Annotated in this window: 11 protein-coding genes; 6 read left to right on the forward strand and 5 right to left on the reverse strand. The window is 59.8% G+C overall.

Annotated features, from left to right (window positions below):
• Positions 1–75: 75 nt before the first annotated feature.
• The 5 genes from IB264_RS03415 to IB264_RS34545 all read right to left on the reverse strand — a co-directional run bounded on the left by IB264_RS03415 (position 76) and on the right by IB264_RS34545 (position 7,847).
• Positions 76–1,281 carry a GIY-YIG nuclease family protein gene (locus tag IB264_RS03415; RefSeq protein ID WP_192433155.1) on the reverse strand — a complete coding sequence of 402 codons (1,206 nt, stop codon included), beginning with the start codon at positions 1,279–1,281 and terminating at the stop codon, positions 76–78.
• Positions 1,281–3,407 (reverse strand): DEAD/DEAH box helicase, encoded by a 2,127-nt coding sequence (locus IB264_RS03420; RefSeq protein WP_192433157.1) that lies wholly within the window; start codon positions 3,405–3,407, stop codon positions 1,281–1,283. The genes IB264_RS03415 and IB264_RS03420 overlap by 1 nt, the downstream gene beginning before the upstream one ends.
• The gene (locus tag IB264_RS03425; RefSeq protein ID WP_192433159.1) at positions 3,408–6,101 is read right to left on the reverse strand and encodes a class I SAM-dependent DNA methyltransferase; all 2,694 of its coding nucleotides are present in this window, start codon (positions 6,099–6,101) and stop codon (positions 3,408–3,410) included.
• 39 nt (positions 6,102–6,140) lie between these two features.
• Positions 6,141–7,142, reverse strand: a complete 1,002-nt coding sequence (locus IB264_RS03430; RefSeq protein ID WP_192433161.1) for a restriction endonuclease — start codon at positions 7,140–7,142, stop codon at positions 6,141–6,143.
• A 123-nt stretch (positions 7,143–7,265) separates the two neighbouring features.
• Positions 7,266–7,847 carry an HNH endonuclease gene (locus tag IB264_RS34545; RefSeq protein WP_246811713.1) on the reverse strand — a complete coding sequence of 194 codons (582 nt, stop codon included), beginning with the start codon at positions 7,845–7,847 and terminating at the stop codon, positions 7,266–7,268.
• 230 nt (positions 7,848–8,077) lie between these two features.
• Here IB264_RS34545 and IB264_RS03440 point away from each other — a divergent pair, with 230 nt between their 5' ends.
• The 6 genes from IB264_RS03440 to IB264_RS03465 all read left to right on the forward strand — a co-directional run bounded on the left by IB264_RS03440 (position 8,078) and on the right by IB264_RS03465 (position 15,601).
• Complete coding sequence (locus IB264_RS03440; protein WP_192433163.1) at positions 8,078–9,199, forward strand: hypothetical protein; 1,122 nt, start codon at positions 8,078–8,080, stop codon at positions 9,197–9,199.
• Positions 9,200–9,537: 338 nt separating this feature from the next.
• Positions 9,538–10,584, forward strand: coding sequence for a hypothetical protein (locus IB264_RS03445; protein WP_192433165.1), 1,047 nt, complete (start codon positions 9,538–9,540; stop codon positions 10,582–10,584).
• Between the two features lie 651 nt (positions 10,585–11,235).
• Entirely contained in the window at positions 11,236–13,215 is a 1,980-nt protein-coding gene (locus tag IB264_RS03450; protein WP_192433167.1) for an ATP-binding protein, read from the forward strand.
• Positions 13,212–13,988: an ATP-dependent Zn protease gene (locus tag IB264_RS03455; protein ID WP_192433169.1), complete on the forward strand. Its 777-nt coding sequence runs from the start codon at positions 13,212–13,214 to the stop codon at positions 13,986–13,988. The genes IB264_RS03450 and IB264_RS03455 overlap by 4 nt, the downstream gene beginning before the upstream one ends.
• Before the next feature lie 42 nt (positions 13,989–14,030).
• Positions 14,031–14,969 (forward strand): DUF429 domain-containing protein, encoded by a 939-nt coding sequence (locus IB264_RS03460; RefSeq protein WP_192433171.1) that lies wholly within the window; start codon positions 14,031–14,033, stop codon positions 14,967–14,969.
• A gap of 317 nt (positions 14,970–15,286) precedes the next feature.
• On the forward strand, positions 15,287–15,601 hold the full coding sequence (locus IB264_RS03465) for a hypothetical protein (RefSeq protein ID WP_192433173.1): 315 nt from the start codon (positions 15,287–15,289) through the stop codon (positions 15,599–15,601).
• Positions 15,602–15,766 lie beyond the last annotated feature (165 nt).

The raw sequence follows: 15,766 nt of genomic DNA on the forward strand, positions 1-15,766 counted from the left end.
AAGCCAGCCGACGCCTTCTGCCTGCGCGGTGCGGGCCATAGCTATCCGGACCGGAAATAATTTCCGTAGGCTAGCTCAACTTCTCTTCACAATCTGCTGCGTCTCGCGATCATATCGGTACAAATGAAGTTGTCCGTCCTTGATGAGTTGAGCAGCTTGGCCAACGTGCTCAGGGAGCACGTAAAACCACTCACGCGGCCTGATTTTCTTGCCGAAGCGATCAATGATGAAGAGTTCGCCAGGTCTCGCAACATCAAAGAAGCGGTGGAGCAGATTCTCGACTTTCGAGCGGGACAGGTTCTGCAATTCGTAGGTCGCCACGATTTCCACGGACGCGAGAAGGAAGGTGGGGTCATTTCGGGCATCAGCTACGCGACGCCGGACATCCTGTGACGTCACACCGATTTTGTAGAGAATGTCATGCTGCGGCTTGATTGCAGGCTCCTCGGAGAGGCTGCGCGCGACATAAATGGTGCCAGACAGCGATACCTTGTCGGTTTCCCAGTCCGGATCGAGAGGACCGAGCCCGAGGCGCTGAATGACACGCGCTGTCTTGTCGTCGTTGAGCGACTTGCGGAATGACGACATCAACGGGTCGCTCTCGGTGCCGTTGGAGAAAATCACCCGAAGACGATGATCGCGTGCTCCGCCGCGCTGCGTGCTCTCGCTCTTTTCCGCGATATAGGCCAGAAGACCGTTGCGGATGAAGAAGTCTCCCTCCAGCGGTTCGATGACGGCCCATTTCTCGATCAGAGTCGCTTCCCGTGCGCCGCTGTCGAGGGCCTGCTGCATGGTCTCGAACAGGCTGGCGAACTGATCGAAGTCCCTGCAGGGGACGAAATCGGCTCGGTGATCCGGCACGTGGCGTTCCGCAGCCGGCGTCACGTGCCTGAGCTGCACGAGTTCTGGCTGAACATCGAGACCATCATCGGCAAAGATGTCATCGAGCGATTCCGGAACATCATTCTCCTCCACCTCATCCCGCCATGAAGTTACGGCTACCTTCTCTTTGATACTCAACAGCCCAAGCCTGTCTGCTTGACGGAGCTCATCGGTTGGCGCCTTAACGAGACTTTCCCAGATCGTGCCGAGCCGCATTTCTTCGTGATTGGCCGCATTGGCGTCGGGCAAGCGTCCGTGTTGCTCATAAAAGCGCGTCACGTCGTTCGTGATTGACACGCAATTGGTGCTGGATGACGCAGCCTTCGGCTTCAGCTTGACGGCAAGCAGCCCGAAATCATCCGGTTCCGCAAAGATCTCCTCCAATGTCGGTCGGGTCATCAGTTTGTTGCCTCGCGCATCATCTGTGCCTTGCGGTTCTTCAGCCAGGCCAAGGCCTCAGCCATCCGCTTCTCCAGCGGGTCGGAGGCATGCACATTCGGTTCGCGACCCTCCTGTGCCCGGAAGCGTTTGATCCGGGGCCAGAGGGTGCGCGCTTCCTCCTCGGTCATCTGGACGCGCATCGCCACCATGGCGGACTGCACCTGAGACAGAAGCGGAGCGTCGAAGCTGCGCGATGCCACCTCAAAGCACTCCTGAAAGGCATTGACGCTGTCGATCAGGTCGATATCCAGCTCGCGGACATTGATGAAGCGGCGCACCATGGCGAGCAATGTGTTGGGCGCTGCCCTCATGTCGTCGTCGTCGCCGTCCGCTGCCGGTTCCCCGGAGACGCTGCCGGCTGCCTGCGCGGCACCTTCAGACTGATCGGCGCCGATGAAGGGTGCGCCAGCTTCCTGAAACCCACGCTCGGCTTCCTGACGTGCCAGTGTCAGCAGGTTCATACGGGCGGCGAGATTCTGGCGGATGGCTTCAGTTTCGTCGTCGCTAAGGTTCTCGTAGCGATGCTCGATGATGTCCGTCAGCAGCATCTGGGCTGCCACTTCCGGTGCCGTGTCCGGAGCGACGATGCGCGCATCGACAGCCTGGCAGGCCGTCGCCATCAGATCGGCCATGTCATTCTCGCAGATCTCACGCGCCCGGTCCGTTGGCGGCTCCATCAAGCCCTTGATGCCGATGGTGATATTGCCCTGGCCGTCATCGGTGATCGGTTCGCGGATGTCGCCGTCTTCCCGCCGGTAGAATTTGAAGTTCGGCGCCAGCACCTGCTCCATCAGCAAAGAGCCGGAAATGGCCTTCAGCATGTCGTTAACTGCATCCTTCACGGCGGCCGTTTCGACACCCGGTTCCGCGACCAGATTGGTGAAGATGGCTTTCGGCTTGCCTGGCGCGTCGCGCGTTGCCCGGCCTATGATCTGCACGATTTCCGTCAGCGACGCCCGGTAGCCGATGGTCAGCGCGTGTTCGCACCACACCCAATCGAAGCCTTCCTTCGCCATGCCAAGCGCGATGATGATGTCAACCTTGGCGCGATCGGCCGCGTCATCCCGTTTGCCATCCGGGCCCTTGACCTCGCGGGACAGCGCCGCCTTCACACCCTCGCGCTCCGGGCCATCATGAACAAGGTCGGCAACTTTCAGCACGCGGCCGCCCGCTGTCCTGATCAGATCGAAACCGGTCCCTTCTTCGACGCCGATGTGTTCGCCGATGAGATCGAGAATGCGGCCCACTTCATCATTCTTTTCGCCAAAGGCTTCCGCCGAGCCGCGATGGGGAATGTGGATGATCGTCTTCTGCGTCGTGTCGAGCACATCAGGCAGGCCGTTGATATATTGGCCGCGATAGAAGCTGTAGTTGACGCCGAGCGCCTTGAGATACTCATAACCCTCAAGCTGCTCATAGTAGGAATAGGTGATGGTGGTGAAGCGCGCCTCGTCCTCTTGGCGCAGCACCGGCACGGCGTCGCCGCGGAAGTAGGAGCCGGTCATGGCCATCACATGGCTCTGGCCGCGCGCAATGATCTGCCGCAGAATCTCGCCGAGCCGGTTGTTGTCCGCTGCCGAGACGTGGTGGAATTCGTCGATGGCCAGGAAGACGTTGTCGAAGGCCTCAATCCCGTGCGACCGTTCCACCGCCTCGAACCCGAAGCGGAAGGTGGCGTGGGTGCAGACCAGCACACGGGCGTCAGACTGCATGAAATCCGAAAAGGCCTTCACCTTCTGCGCCGTGGAGCCATCCTCGGTTCCGGACAGGCATAGGTTCCAGCGGTCCTCCACCTCCCAGTTGGCGTCGAAGCCGTAGCTCCTCAGGTCGGTTGAGCGGAACGAGCCGCCAATCGATGTTTCCGGCACACAGACGATGGTCTTGGCAAGTCCCTGATGATTCAGCTTGTCGAGCGCCACGAACATCAGGGCGCGGCTCTTGCCTGCGGCAGGCGGCGCTTTCAGTAGAATGAATTGCGCGCTGCGGGCGGCATAGGCGCGGGCTTGCATGGGCCGCTGACCCAGCGCATTGGTGGCCTTGGATTGCCCGGTGCCGGCATAGCGCACATTGACCATCTCGACCATTTACTTCGCCTCCTGCTTCACCCGCGCCGCATAGAGCTTGAACAGCTTTTCCAGCCGCTCGGTATCATTGCGGAAGGGGCGGCCAACATACATGCTCTCTAGCAGCTCATCACTCTCCCGGTGCACCGCGCGCAGGTCGTCCGGCATCTTGTCCGGATTGTAAAGGTCGGCAATGGTTTTGGGGTAGTGCTGGTAGCGCGTCTTCAGAATACGGCGTGCGGATGCCGAAAGCTGTTCCAACTGATCGGCGGTGAATTTCGGCACCGGAAAGGTGTTCCAGCCCAGCGTGTTGGAGTAGCGGAAGTCCGACTTCAACTTGCCGCAGACGGTTGCGATCCAGACCAGGTGCAGGCGCGAAGCAATCAGCGCGATGCACCAGTCTGGCGCATCATAAAGAACCTGGTTCAGGTCAGACGAGATAACGTCGGCGCCGACGCGATCAACGGGGAGGTAAGGGCGACGCTCTGATGTGACGCGGGGCACGAGGATTGCGTGACCGAACATCTCCGGACTCCTACGCTCGACGAAACGGTGAGGTCGAGCGGCGAATTCGGCCGTCGACTTGTTCGTACTTCTCTTCCGGTTCTCAGCTACATTTTCTATTCGCTGCTTGATGGGTGGTATCGATAGGGCAAAATCCAATAATTTTGGATCCGCTCGTTCATCGATCCAAATGCAGTACCGATCGAGACCATTCACAACTTCCTCTGATCCCAGGAATTTTCGAATTATCTTCTTCGTCTCTGGATAGGCCTCAACGAGCGCTTCCATCTCGGTCTGGTTCAAGATCAAATTCCCGCCGTCCCTAGGCATCTCTCCGAAAGTCATTTCCGGTAGGCCATTGACGGGCTTGGATGAGGCAGAAACGGTCACCGTTGGGCCATCGACGAGATATCCATTGATGTTTGCCGCGCGCACCTCAATGTCTTCATCGATCAGGCGCTTTGCCTTCGAACTCAAGTTCCTGATTCCAACCACGATGCAAATGACCGCGGCATTCGCGGCAGCGTTGTTACGCCACTTGAATGATCGGTGGGCAAAGCCGATTTCCACGCCGAGCTTGAAAATTTCCGGCCAAAGACTAGACGCAGACGCTCCTTGGCATATCGAGTTAGTGGAGACCAATGCTGCCTCAGCATTGCGCCCCTTAATGTATCGCGCAGCCAAAAAGTACCAAGCGGCAACAAGGTCGAAAGCGCGGTACGCTTTCAGGTGGCTGCTGAATACGCGATCCATGTCTCCTTTTTGTTCCTCTTCTTGCTGAGCTTTTCCCAGAAAGGGCGGATTGCCAGCAATATAGACCTCTTCACCCTCTACTGGGGGCGGACACACATCCACCCAATTTAACTGTAGCGCGTTGCCTCGGGTAACTTGCCCACCATCCCGCAACGGCAGCAGGGCAGGCATACGTCCAAACACATCCGCAAAGCGCGCATTTGCCTGATACTCCGCAATAAAAAGCGCGAGCTTTGCCGTTTCTGCTGCAAAGTCCGTCAGTTCGATGCCGTAGAACTGGTTGAGGCTCACCGACGAGAACATGACGTTCTGCGGGTTGGCTTCCAGCTCGCCGAGCCGTTTCAAGATGCGGATTTCGCGTTCACGCATCTCGCGATAGGCGACCACCAGAAAGTTGCCGGAACCGCAGGCGGGATCGAAAACCCGGATCTTCGACAGTCGGTGAAGCTGAACCTTCAGTGCCGCCGGCTTGTCCCAGGCCTTTTCTAGCGCCTCATCGAGGTCATCCAGAAACAGTGGCCCCAGCACCTTCATGATGTTGGGCACCGAGGTGTAGTGCATGCCGAGTTCGGCGCGGGCCTTGGGATCGGCAATCGACTGGATCATCGAGCCGAAAATGTCCGGATTGATGAGCTTCCAGTCCAACTCGGCGGCATCGCGCAGATAGCGAAAGGAGATCGGATCAAACTCCGGCGCCTCGATGACATCTGCAAATAAGCCGCCGTTGACGTACTCAAACTTTTCCGTCCAGGCAGGCAGCCCATCCCGCTGCCCTTGCGGCAGGTTCATGGCGGCGAAGGCTTGGACGAGCACGTCGCGCGCGTGTTCGCCCTTGTTGCCGCCGAAAGAAAAGACGGCGAAGGAGAACTGGCTCTCCTTGAAGACGCCAACATCCTCGGAAAACAGGCAGAAGATCAGCCGCGTCATGAACAGGTTCATGGCATGGCGGCGTTCGGGCTTGGCCCAGTCCGGGTTCGCCTTCAGCAGGGCATCATAAAGCTTTGCCAGCTTGCCGGTCGCCTTAATATCGACCGGGTTTTCTTCTGCCGCCCGGTACCGCTCCTTGCCCGCGGCAGGAAGGAAGAAGGAAAAATTCGTACCAAGGTCAGCAAAGGAGCAATGCAGCGTTTCGCCAGATTTCGGATGCTCGGCGGCGATCATCTCGCCATCCGTAGCAATCAAGATTGCGGGTTTGGCCTTGACCGTGCGCTTGGAGGCGCGCAGAGCCTCCAGCATTTCGGCGGCCATGCCCGGAAGGGCAGGGGCATAGTGGAATTTACCATTCAGCAGAACTCCGCCCGGAATATCGGACTTGTTGGTCGCGCCCGCCTTCAGCTTGGCGACTGTGGCCTGCGCATTGTCCGTCGCCTGCGCAAAGGAATAGCCGAACTCTGTTGCATCGAATTTGGCCTTGGCAATGGTATCGAGGGCGTCTGCAATTTCGGTGGGGTTCATCATGAAGGATCAGGCTTCTTGTTATCGTTGCAGGCAGTCCTGTTAGGACCAAGCCGGAATGAAAATGCGTTTCAGAGGAACGAGCTGCTGAGTTTCGAGATCGAGCTTGTCATACTGCTCGAGAAGGCTCTTCACCAGATCATCGAGGTCCATCAAGGCGGTAGGAATGTTGGCGCGTTCGGCTTCGTAACGGGCCTCCCGGGTAAAGCCACCTGTGCTGACATAGAGACCCTTGTCTTGAGGGTGGCGGCCGCCGAGGAAGCTACGGACCTCTGGCGCACCCATGGCCCCCTTGCGATGCTTGACCTCAACGACGATGCGCGGCGCTTCAAACCCGAAGCCATCCGGCGAGGCAACGATATCCTTGCCGCGATCGGGACCAACTTCGGAGATCCGCGTTTTGTAGCCAAGGGAGCGTAGGAGGCCGGCAGCAAGTTCCTGCATCTCTTCCCAAGTCAGTGCGTTCACCTTGTCTTTGATGAACTCATGCGCTCGGCTGGCCATGTTTTCGAAAACATCGTCTTCTGCACCCTCGCTGACTGAGGCCAATGCGTCCGTTGCCGCAGATGAGTTGCCCGACAGGGCTTTCTTCAATTCTGCCGCAACCTCGTTTGAAAGGCGAAACAGGGTAGAAATCGAGCCGAGACTGTTTCTGCTCTCTACGGAGAGAAGATCCCGGCTGACTTCGCCCTGCCATTGCACGGATCGGACCTGGGTATCTTCCGGGTCTATCGACGCATCGTGGCGATAGGGGCCGGAAATTTCACCAATGAGGTACACCCGGCGTGACGGATCGTAGGTGACGATCATGTCGCCAACGCTCATCTCGTTGACAAATCGATGAAGCTGGCCAGCGGCCATGGCCTGGCTTTGAGCCTTACCTCCGGGATAGACCTTTGCAAGCGCATCACTGATCGCCTTGCGGGTTTTCGTTCCAGAAAGATCACCGAGTGCCGGCCAGCCGATCGCAACGACGGATTTCTCTTTGAAAGCGTCGAACAAACGGCCGTTGCGCTCGGCACGAACCATCCATGATTTGGTCATGCGTATTCCCCTCTTCAGCGAGAATACATTCCCGACTCATCGAGTGATTGCAAGGCAGAGATTGTCACTCTCTCTTGGATGTATCAGCAGCAAGGTGCTGCTTCGGAAATCATTTCCGTTACCTCACCCCTTGAACACGTGCTCGCGATGATACTGGAGGAATCGCGAATGCGGCCGCTCGTCCGGCCGTGAAGGGACGAGCAGGCGCCGCTCGGGATTGATGAGCCGGGTGATCGTGTCCGGCACGCCGCCGCTCGCGATCAGCAGGCCGTAATCGTCATCGACCGAAATCAGCCCACGGTCGAAGATCCAGTGCACCGTGCCGGAAAGCGCAAGCCCGTTCCGAACACTGTCCGGGCCGCCGTCGGCGACGGGACGAATGTGGGCTGCCTGGGCCTCTGATCGTCCGCCGCTGTTCCGGAAGGTCGTCGTAGGTCGGATCGACCTTGGTTGTAAGTATGGCCTTCGCCATCGGATGGACTCGCTCTCACTCCGGCAATCAGGTTGCCGGCATCTTGGTACCAGGCGGAAGGCTGACTTGAAAAGGCCCGGACACTCCCGACTTGTCAGCCCTCGTTTTAGCTGAAAGCGTGCACGTATTAATTGTGGCCGTTGCTTGTGTTCACGGAAATGAAATTTTTTTGATTCGCCGCATATTTGAGGTAATTTATAGTATTGTAAAGAATTGTTTGATGTATTTGTCATGGGTATTATTGGGCATAATTTATTGCAAAACTTACGATTGCTTTAACTTGGTGCGTTGTTCTGAGATAATAGAGGAGTAAAAGCGACTGTGCTTTTGCTGTCATTCCTCTTACATGGAGATAACCATGGCCAAGACTGCCGACGCATTCACCCTCCCGTCCGCCGCCCGCACGTTCTACGAAGCCTACTCGCTTGCCGAGGACACCAAGAGCCAGCTCGAAGAGACGGCCATGTTCCTCATCGGCGTTTCGCGCCGTTCGACCGAAGAGACTTTCAAATTGGGCGAGCATCTTGAGCGCGCAGCCGGGCTGCTCCCGGAAGGAACACTGGAGAAATGGGCCGTGGAGCGCTGCGGCTACACGGCGCGCCATGTCCGGACCCAGCGTGCGGTGTTCCGCAACCTGGCTCGCTACAAGGATATTCTGGTGGAACTGGCCGTCGGTCCGACGGTTCTTGGAAAGTTGAGTGCCGTCGAGCCCGAGCAGATCGAGCAGGCCATTGGCTTTGCCGCCCAGAACGGCAGACTCAGGGTACAGGATGTCGCAGCTATTGTGGCCGGCTCGAAAAACGAGACAGAGGCAGGGCCGCAGATCGATCCATACTATGTCGGCGGCCTTGACGGGCTCAAGGCGATCATTGCGATCAAGGTCCGGGATGGCATCAAATCTTTCGTCGGGCACCTTGAGGAGATTCGCGCGCATGTCCGTGATGCGTTGCCGAAGAAGAACATCGTCAAGAAGACGCTCTCCGGAAAGACACATCTGGTGGCACGCCTTGCCCATAAGGAACTGGAGAGTCTGGCGCAGTTCGTCAGACCCTATCCAACTGCGGCATACGTGATCTCGCCCACCTCTCTTCCGGGCAAGACGGGCTGGGCGGCGCTCAGCGCGCTTCTCTACAAGATGGGCAGCGAGACGACCTGGCCGGACAAAGGCGAGCTTAGGACCTGGTTGGAAGCGGAAGTCGTGCCGATCCTGGAATGGGCCACCTCCAAATCAAGTGCCCTGGTCTGGCCAGGTGTGGAAACCAGTGAAGCGCCGAGCGCGAACGTTGCTGTCGAGGTTGGCGCGGACGGGCCGACTTCTGCGGATGTCAGCGGCGGCCCTAATTCGGTAGTCACCGGCATACCCTCTGCGGAAAAAAGGATGGAGTCTATCGCTGCGGCTTTTGGAGCCACTGCCACGATCGAGGCGCCCAAGTCCGAGCGCACATCGGACGTTGACGTTCCTTCCGTCGCTGAAGCACTTGCCAAGCCTGAAAAGCGCCCGACGCGTGCGGAGATCGTCGGCCGGATCAAGTCCGAGTCGGGCATCATTACGAAATCGGCAACGCCACCGAACGCCGCCGCATGAGGCGCTTGGCTCAAGACTGGACGGCCGGACTCTTGACCTTCCCACCAAACTCGAAGGGGCCGCACGTCGGCCCTTTTCTTTTCGCAGGTGATCGCGAGCGGCGACACGCTTCCGGGCAATGCCGATCGACTGACGCGTTCGCCGGACCAAGGCTCCGTGAGCCCACTGTTAACCTTGTACCGGCTTTGTTCCTTTTTTCTCTCCCGGGTCCTTGAGCCCGGCTCCCGGTCCTGCCAGGTTGGGGTCGTTCGGAAGACCGGACACAAAACGGCCCAAGCCGATGCTACCAACATCGACAAGGGCCTGACCCTCAGCCTTCACGTAAAAGGAATCGGGCTATGACCACCATTACCTCTTCGACCCCTCGCGGGGAAGTTCTCCGTTCGACCGCAGCCGCGGCATCCATGTTCTCCCACCGTTCGTTCGGCCCCCGGATCGGCATCGGCGAACCGGCAGCTCTGCGCCGTCATCCGCATATCGTTCGCTTCGCCGAAGTCGAAGCCGATCTCGATCTGTTGATCGATCGCGCCATCGCGGCCATCGCCGACGGCGAACCGGTCGAGGACGAAATCCTCGGCCACTACGTTCACATCGCCTCGCTCGTTCGTGCCGTCTCGTTCCGCGAAGGCAAGCTCTTGGAACAGGCGGTCGAGCGTCTGGCGAAGGCCAATCCGAACATCACCGTGTTGACGCAGTCGCTCAAACTGCCGCTGGTCAAGGCGGCGCTTGAAGCCGTCTCTGGAAACGACTGGTCGAACCTCGATGGTGTGAAGCTCGATTGCGAGGCACCGGCCAAGGGATCGTACACGCCGGACCTCATCCTTGTGAACCGCGCCCGGCATACGGCCTACATCCTCGACCTCAAGCGTTCGCTCGCCTCTTACGGTGACACAAGCCGTCTCGAGGAGTTGAAGCTCAAGATGATGGCGTCGGCGATGGTGCTGCCGGACTGGCTGTACAAGCATCACAAGCGGATGATGGTCGACACCGTCGAGGTTGCCATCGTGGATGGCGCCAGCCGCCCGAGTGACCATGCCACCGGAATCTGGGCCCTGTCCGAGATCGACGATCTCCTTGAAATCGACGGTGTCGCCGCCTGCATGGCTGAACTGCGCCTGCGCTTCGGCCGCCGTGTTCAGCAACTCCTCGAAGCGGAAGCGCGCAAGGCGCTCGGTGTCGCGGATGCGGTTCATCTTTCGACTGTGCCGGGGAAGCCGCTGATCGCCTTGAACGGTCCGGCGCGCAGCTATGAAGAGGAACTGGATGTTCTGCAGGACGATGATCATGGCACCGATGACGTCGATTGCTTCGGCGACGAGCAGGACGAAGAGCCTGAACCTGTCCGTATCCGGGTTGGCTTTGCCTCTCGTCCACGTCGGCACTAACGAGCCGCCAGTCCGACGTCACTGATCGCGGCCGCGCCGAATAGCGCGTGGCCGGCTTCCCTCATCTCCCATTCCATGAACGCCGGATGCCGATGCGCTCCGGCGAGGAGACAGTTATGTCCATCGAGACTCACAGCCCGACTGTGGCCGGCTTCCGTTGCGAAGCGGTCACGGCCGATACCGCCCCGTCGCCCTGCACCCGCGGCAGGTTGGCGAATGTTACCCCTGCCAAATCTGCCGGCGTTGAATGTGCCGCGAGCCATCCCGACGATCCCGCCGTTCTGATCGGCCTTGCTCTCGGCTTCGTTCGGCAAGGTCCTCTGTTGGATGGCCGCGTGCCCGAACCCTTGATGCTCCGGTTGAATGCGCTGGCAGACGGCGGCAACGCGGCATGCCGCGTGCTGCTTGACTGGCTGCGGAACCGCAACCGGAACTTTGGTCGCTCAGGGAGCGGGTATCTGGCCCAACCGGTCCCACTTGCCGCGTCGGTACAAATCCATCGTTTGCGTCGTTCACCGCGCCAGCGTGTGCTGGCGGCTTCTGCAAAATCCGGTCGTCACGACGGTCGAAAGCGGCTCCGGACACGGCCACGCGATCCGGTGCAGAACTCCGAAACGGCAATTATTGCCGCGAGGACGGGAGGGCGCGCCGATGGATAAGGTCGCCCTTCTGTTCATCCACCGGCTTCGTCATCTTGCGCTCCGCGAGGCGCGCCGGATCGCGCTGCGCAACGGCCTGCTCGAGGCCAAGATCGTCGATGTCGATGGTCATCTGCTCTGCCGCTACACCCCGGCCTTCGACACGGCAGCGCTGACCGGTGACCCGGTTCGGGATGGTGCCTGGTTCCGGCGGCGCTTTGGTGCGGGGCTTGCCGCGCCGAAGGAGAAGAGCAAGCCGGGTTCCGACACTGGCCGCGATGTTGTCGTGACAATGGACACCATGGATCTGACGCCAGCCTCGTCGCTGGTTGCCTTTCCCCGCAAGCGCCGCAGCGCAATCGTGCAAGGCGTGGCGCTGGGAAACGGTATCGACCGGCGTGCCTATGCCGTTGGCCTTGTCGATCGGGCAGCCGCCAAACCGCCGGTCGGTCATGTCGTGGCCGCCCTGGTCCTGGCGCGCGCGGTCCGCAGTAGCGGACGGTCGCTTCGGGAGATCCTTCACACTCTGATCCATCTGACCCCGGTCCTCACGCTCCATGCGCCGCTCGACGGCTTCGAACGGGAGGTACTGAGGCTCCTTGAGAAATCCCGGCTGGTGCCTGGAGGTCCGTTCGCAATCATCGATGCGGATCACATGTTCGACGACAACCACTTCGATGCTTACGAAGGGGAGGTTCGCAAACGTCTTATGACGTTCTCGGGCGCCGGCGTTCATCGCGTCACGGGCAATGCCCTGCGCCGGCGGATGATCAGTGCGCTTTCGCGTGACTTGTCCATCCTTGCCGTCGCCGAAAAGCGGTCGGACATTCCCTCCCTGCTGCGCATCTCCGCCGACCTGTCGCTGGAAGCGGGCAAGCTTGACCAGAGCTTTGTCATCGATCTGGTCAAGGTGCTCTATCCGGACACGTCGATCGAGAAACTGTGGCTGCCGTCTGATTCCGATGCGCGCTCCTTGTCGATCGAGGATCTGGTGCTTGCCTTCCGTTCGGGGCGCCATGTTCGGGATGCGCTGTCTGTCGTGGCCAGGCTGATCGAACGCAATCGCGGCGACTCCAACGAAGAGGACGGAGATGGCGGCCAGAGTGGCGACACGGCATCCGGCTCGGGTACTTCCAGTACATCCACTGAGAAAACCTCTAAACCGGACGAGAAGTCGAAGCCGTCCGACACCGAAAGCAACGGTCGCTGGAAAAAGGACAAGCCGTCGGGTGCCGAAGTGATCCAGCCGGAGCCTCTACCGACGCCCGCCGAAATCGGACGGAAATCTCCGGTGACCGTTGAAACCCTCTCCGGATACGGCCGGGCGAAGGACTGGGCGCTCGATCTCAAGGCTGATCTGGACGACTACCGGGCGAGCATCCTCGCTTGGTCGGAGATGAGCACCAAGCTGTTGCTGTCTGGTCCACCCGGCACAGGAAAGACGACATTTGCCCGGGCGCTGTGTAACAGCCTGCAGGTTCCCTTGGTCGTCACCTCCGTCTCGACCTGGCTTCAGGGCGGCCATCTCAATGACGTGATCGACAAGATGAACAAGACGTTTGTCGAGGCCCGGGCCATGGCGCCGGCGATCCTGTTCATTGATGAGATCGACGGCATCGGCAAGCGGCAGCCGGCGGAGCGGGAGTACTCGGACTATTGGAATGCCCTCGTCAACAAGGCGCTGGAACTGCTCGACGGCGCCGTGAAAAGCGAGGGGTTGATCATCGTCGGCGCTACCAATCGTCCAAACGATATCGATGACGCGATCAAACGATCAGGCCGGCTGGAGACGCATATCGAGATCCCCAAGCCCGATGTGCCGGCACTTGCGGAAATTCTCGCCCATCATCTCGGCGACGATGTGACGGCGCTGGTCCGGGCGCCGGCAACGGACGTCCAGTCAGAAGATGATGCCGGGTTCTCGCTGAGAAAGATCGTCGCCGAGCATCTGAAGGAAGAGGCCGAAGACGAACGGAAGGAAGCAGGCCGATGACCGAGCCGCAGAACAACACCACGACGGCAACACCGGCAGCCACGCAGCAGGGCAATCCGGTCGACGCGATCCTGCGGCGTCTGGCGACGCGCGCGATGGGACTGACGGGCGCCGATATCGAGCGCGTCGTTCGGGAGGCGCGATTAAAGGCGCGCCGCGGCAAGCGGGCGATCCGCTACGAGGATATCGAGGATGGTATCCGCGGCCATCGCGCCCCCGTGCCTTACGACTTGCGCTGGCGCTTCGCGTTCCACGAGGCGGGGCATGCCGTCGTCCACCATGCCCTCGATCTCGGCCCCGTCCGGGGTCTCAATATCGACACCGGGGAGGGCGCCTATAATCTGCTTGGCTTCCATGCATCCGGAACCGATACCCACACCTGGTACGAAAACATGCTCACTGTGTTGGTGGCAGGGCGTGCCGCCGAGACGTTGGTGCTGAAGCGCGCCTCAGGCGGCTCCGGCGGTAGCGACGACAGCGATCTGGCGCGGGCGACAAGGATGGCCTTCGACATGGAACGCACCCTTGGCTTCGGCAGCGAGCATCCGCTGCTCTATCGTCCTCATCGCGATCCGGGCGCCGTTCTCGACCGTGAACCCGAACTGGCAGCTCGCGTTCATGCCAGTCTGGGCGCGGCACTCGACCGGGCCGCAGCGATCCTCAGGAGGCGCAGGCCGACCTTCAATGCCCTCGCCAAGGCCTTGTTCGAGGCCCAGGCAATGGATCAAAAGGCCGTTCTGCAAATCCTGACGGACGGTGATCTGACGCTCTAAAGCTGATAGTCATGCGGGCGACGAGGAGAACCGGAGTGCAGGATGAGTGTCGCGATCGTCGCCCATTGCGATTGGAGCATGGAGCAGAAAAAGCGCTGGATGGCAGTAGCCATCAAGCGCCGCGGACGATGGCATGTTCAGCCTCCGGAGCTCGTCGGTGACACGTCGAGCTTGTTCGACCGGCTGCAGCATCGCGCCGTCGATCCCGGCGCGCTTCTCATCGGCTTCGACTTCCCGATCGGTTTACCGGAGGTCTATGCGCGAGCAGCCGGCCTCGGATCTTTCCGGGAGGCACTGACATCATTCGGCTCCGGGGTCTGGTCGGATTGGTACAATGTCGCTGATCACCGCGACCATATCTCGCTGCAGCGCCCGTTCTATCCCCTCCGCCCCGGTGGCACGGCGCGTACCCATCTGTTCGATGCCCTTGGGATTGCTGACGCGTCTTCACTCCTGCGTGTCTGCGAACGGGCGACCGCCGATCGGCAGGCCGCCTGCATGTTGTTCTGGACGCTCGGCGGCAATCAGGTCGGCAAGGGCGCGATTTCGGGATGGCGGGAAATCATCGTGCCGAGACTGGCCGAGATTGGACTGTGGCCGTTCGATGGAAGCTTGGCTGAGCTCGCCAACAGAAAGACGGTCATCCTTGCAGAAACTTATCCTGGCGACGTGTACCGTCAGATCGGCATGCCACGAAGTGGCTGGAGCAAGCGGCGCCAGGCAGACCGCACACGGATGGGGCAGAGTATATTGTCCTGGCTTGCAGCGCGGCCGAACCTCGATACCGGTCTGCTTCAGCCATTCATTGACGATGGCTTCGGCTCGGACAAGGCAGGCGAGGATCGTTTCGATGCCGTGGTTGGGCTGCTGGGCATGCTCGATGTGGTCGATGGCCGGCGGGCGGAAGGCATTCCGGCAATCGATGCCGTCCGCAAATGGGAGGGCTGGATCCTCGGACACCATCGCGATGATGTGGCGTGACTTGATATGATGTACGGCACGTTGTTGGCAACGGACATCAAGTCTTCGGCAACGTGAAACAAATTGCGCTCATTTGATTCCGAACACCGGATATTTGATTCGGAACTCGAATACGACGATTCACCAACGCCGTTCGCGGTCGAGCGGGTCGTTTGATGTGAGATAACGTGCCCGCAACTCGAAACAAATTGCGGTCATTTGATTCATGGTTCTGCACCGCCGATTCAAAGTCCGAAATTTCCGATTCAGCCGGGCAAGGCTTGCGCCGGCAGGTCGGTCCCCTGACCATTGAAGAGGTCGGGATCGGGAGGAGCATCATGAACCAGAAGGCAGCAAGGCAGCGACAGAAGGCACTTCGCGATGCCAACAGAAGGGCGAAGCGGCCTGACAGAGATGACGTGGCTCGGGTGGCGCTGTTCTGGCTGATCCGGCGGGCGATCGACAAAGGTCAGCAAGTGGAGCTTGAAAAGTTCCAGAACAAGATCGTCACGATGCTGACGGATCAGGGTTTCGATGAGCGCGAATCCGACGCTGTGTTCGACGATCTGGTCTACAAGTATCGCGCGGGCGGCTCGCCGTTTCGCAGGAAAATCCACCTGATCTATCCCAACGGCCCCGACCAGGACGCCTGAGCGCGTCCGTGTCCACTTGGTCTTTTGTTACCGGATCTGCTTGATCGACGAGGCCGATCAACGCCTAACGGCGTTTGCTTCCTTTACGACTTCTCCCCCCATTACTCCCGAAAACGCCGTTTGATTCTGAATCGGATTTCCGGAGATGCGGACGGCTCAAATCGT

Origin of the sequence: Ensifer sp. ENS11, from assembly GCF_014851895.1 — a bacterium.
GTDB lineage: Bacteria > Pseudomonadota > Alphaproteobacteria > Rhizobiales > Rhizobiaceae > Ensifer > Ensifer canadensis.

Bases quoted from the DNA above. Each gene is read 5' to 3' on its own strand.
- IB264_RS03425 (WP_192433159.1), bottom strand. From the start codon at position 6,101: ATGATGAACCCCACCGAAATTGCAGACGCCCTCGATACCATTGCCAAG.
- IB264_RS03465 (WP_192433173.1), top strand. From the start codon at position 15,287: ATGAACCAGAAGGCAGCAAGGCAGCGACAGAAGGCACTTCGCGATGCC.
- IB264_RS03440 (WP_192433163.1), top strand. From the start codon at position 8,078: ATGTTCCTCATCGGCGTTTCGCGCCGTTCGACCGAAGAGACTTTCAAA.
- IB264_RS03445 (WP_192433165.1), top strand. From the start codon at position 9,538: ATGACCACCATTACCTCTTCGACCCCTCGCGGGGAAGTTCTCCGTTCG.
- IB264_RS34545 (WP_246811713.1), bottom strand. From the start codon at position 7,847: ATGACAAATACATCAAACAATTCTTTACAATACTATAAATTACCTCAA.
- IB264_RS03430 (WP_192433161.1), bottom strand. From the start codon at position 7,142: ATGACCAAATCATGGATGGTTCGTGCCGAGCGCAACGGCCGTTTGTTC.
- IB264_RS03415 (WP_192433155.1), bottom strand. From the start codon at position 1,281: ATGACCCGACCGACATTGGAGGAGATCTTTGCGGAACCGGATGATTTC.
- IB264_RS03455 (WP_192433169.1), top strand. From the start codon at position 13,212: ATGACCGAGCCGCAGAACAACACCACGACGGCAACACCGGCAGCCACG.
- IB264_RS03460 (WP_192433171.1), top strand. From the start codon at position 14,031: ATGAGTGTCGCGATCGTCGCCCATTGCGATTGGAGCATGGAGCAGAAA.
- IB264_RS03450 (WP_192433167.1), top strand. From the start codon at position 11,236: ATGGATAAGGTCGCCCTTCTGTTCATCCACCGGCTTCGTCATCTTGCG.
- IB264_RS03420 (WP_192433157.1), bottom strand. From the start codon at position 3,407: ATGGTCGAGATGGTCAATGTGCGCTATGCCGGCACCGGGCAATCCAAG.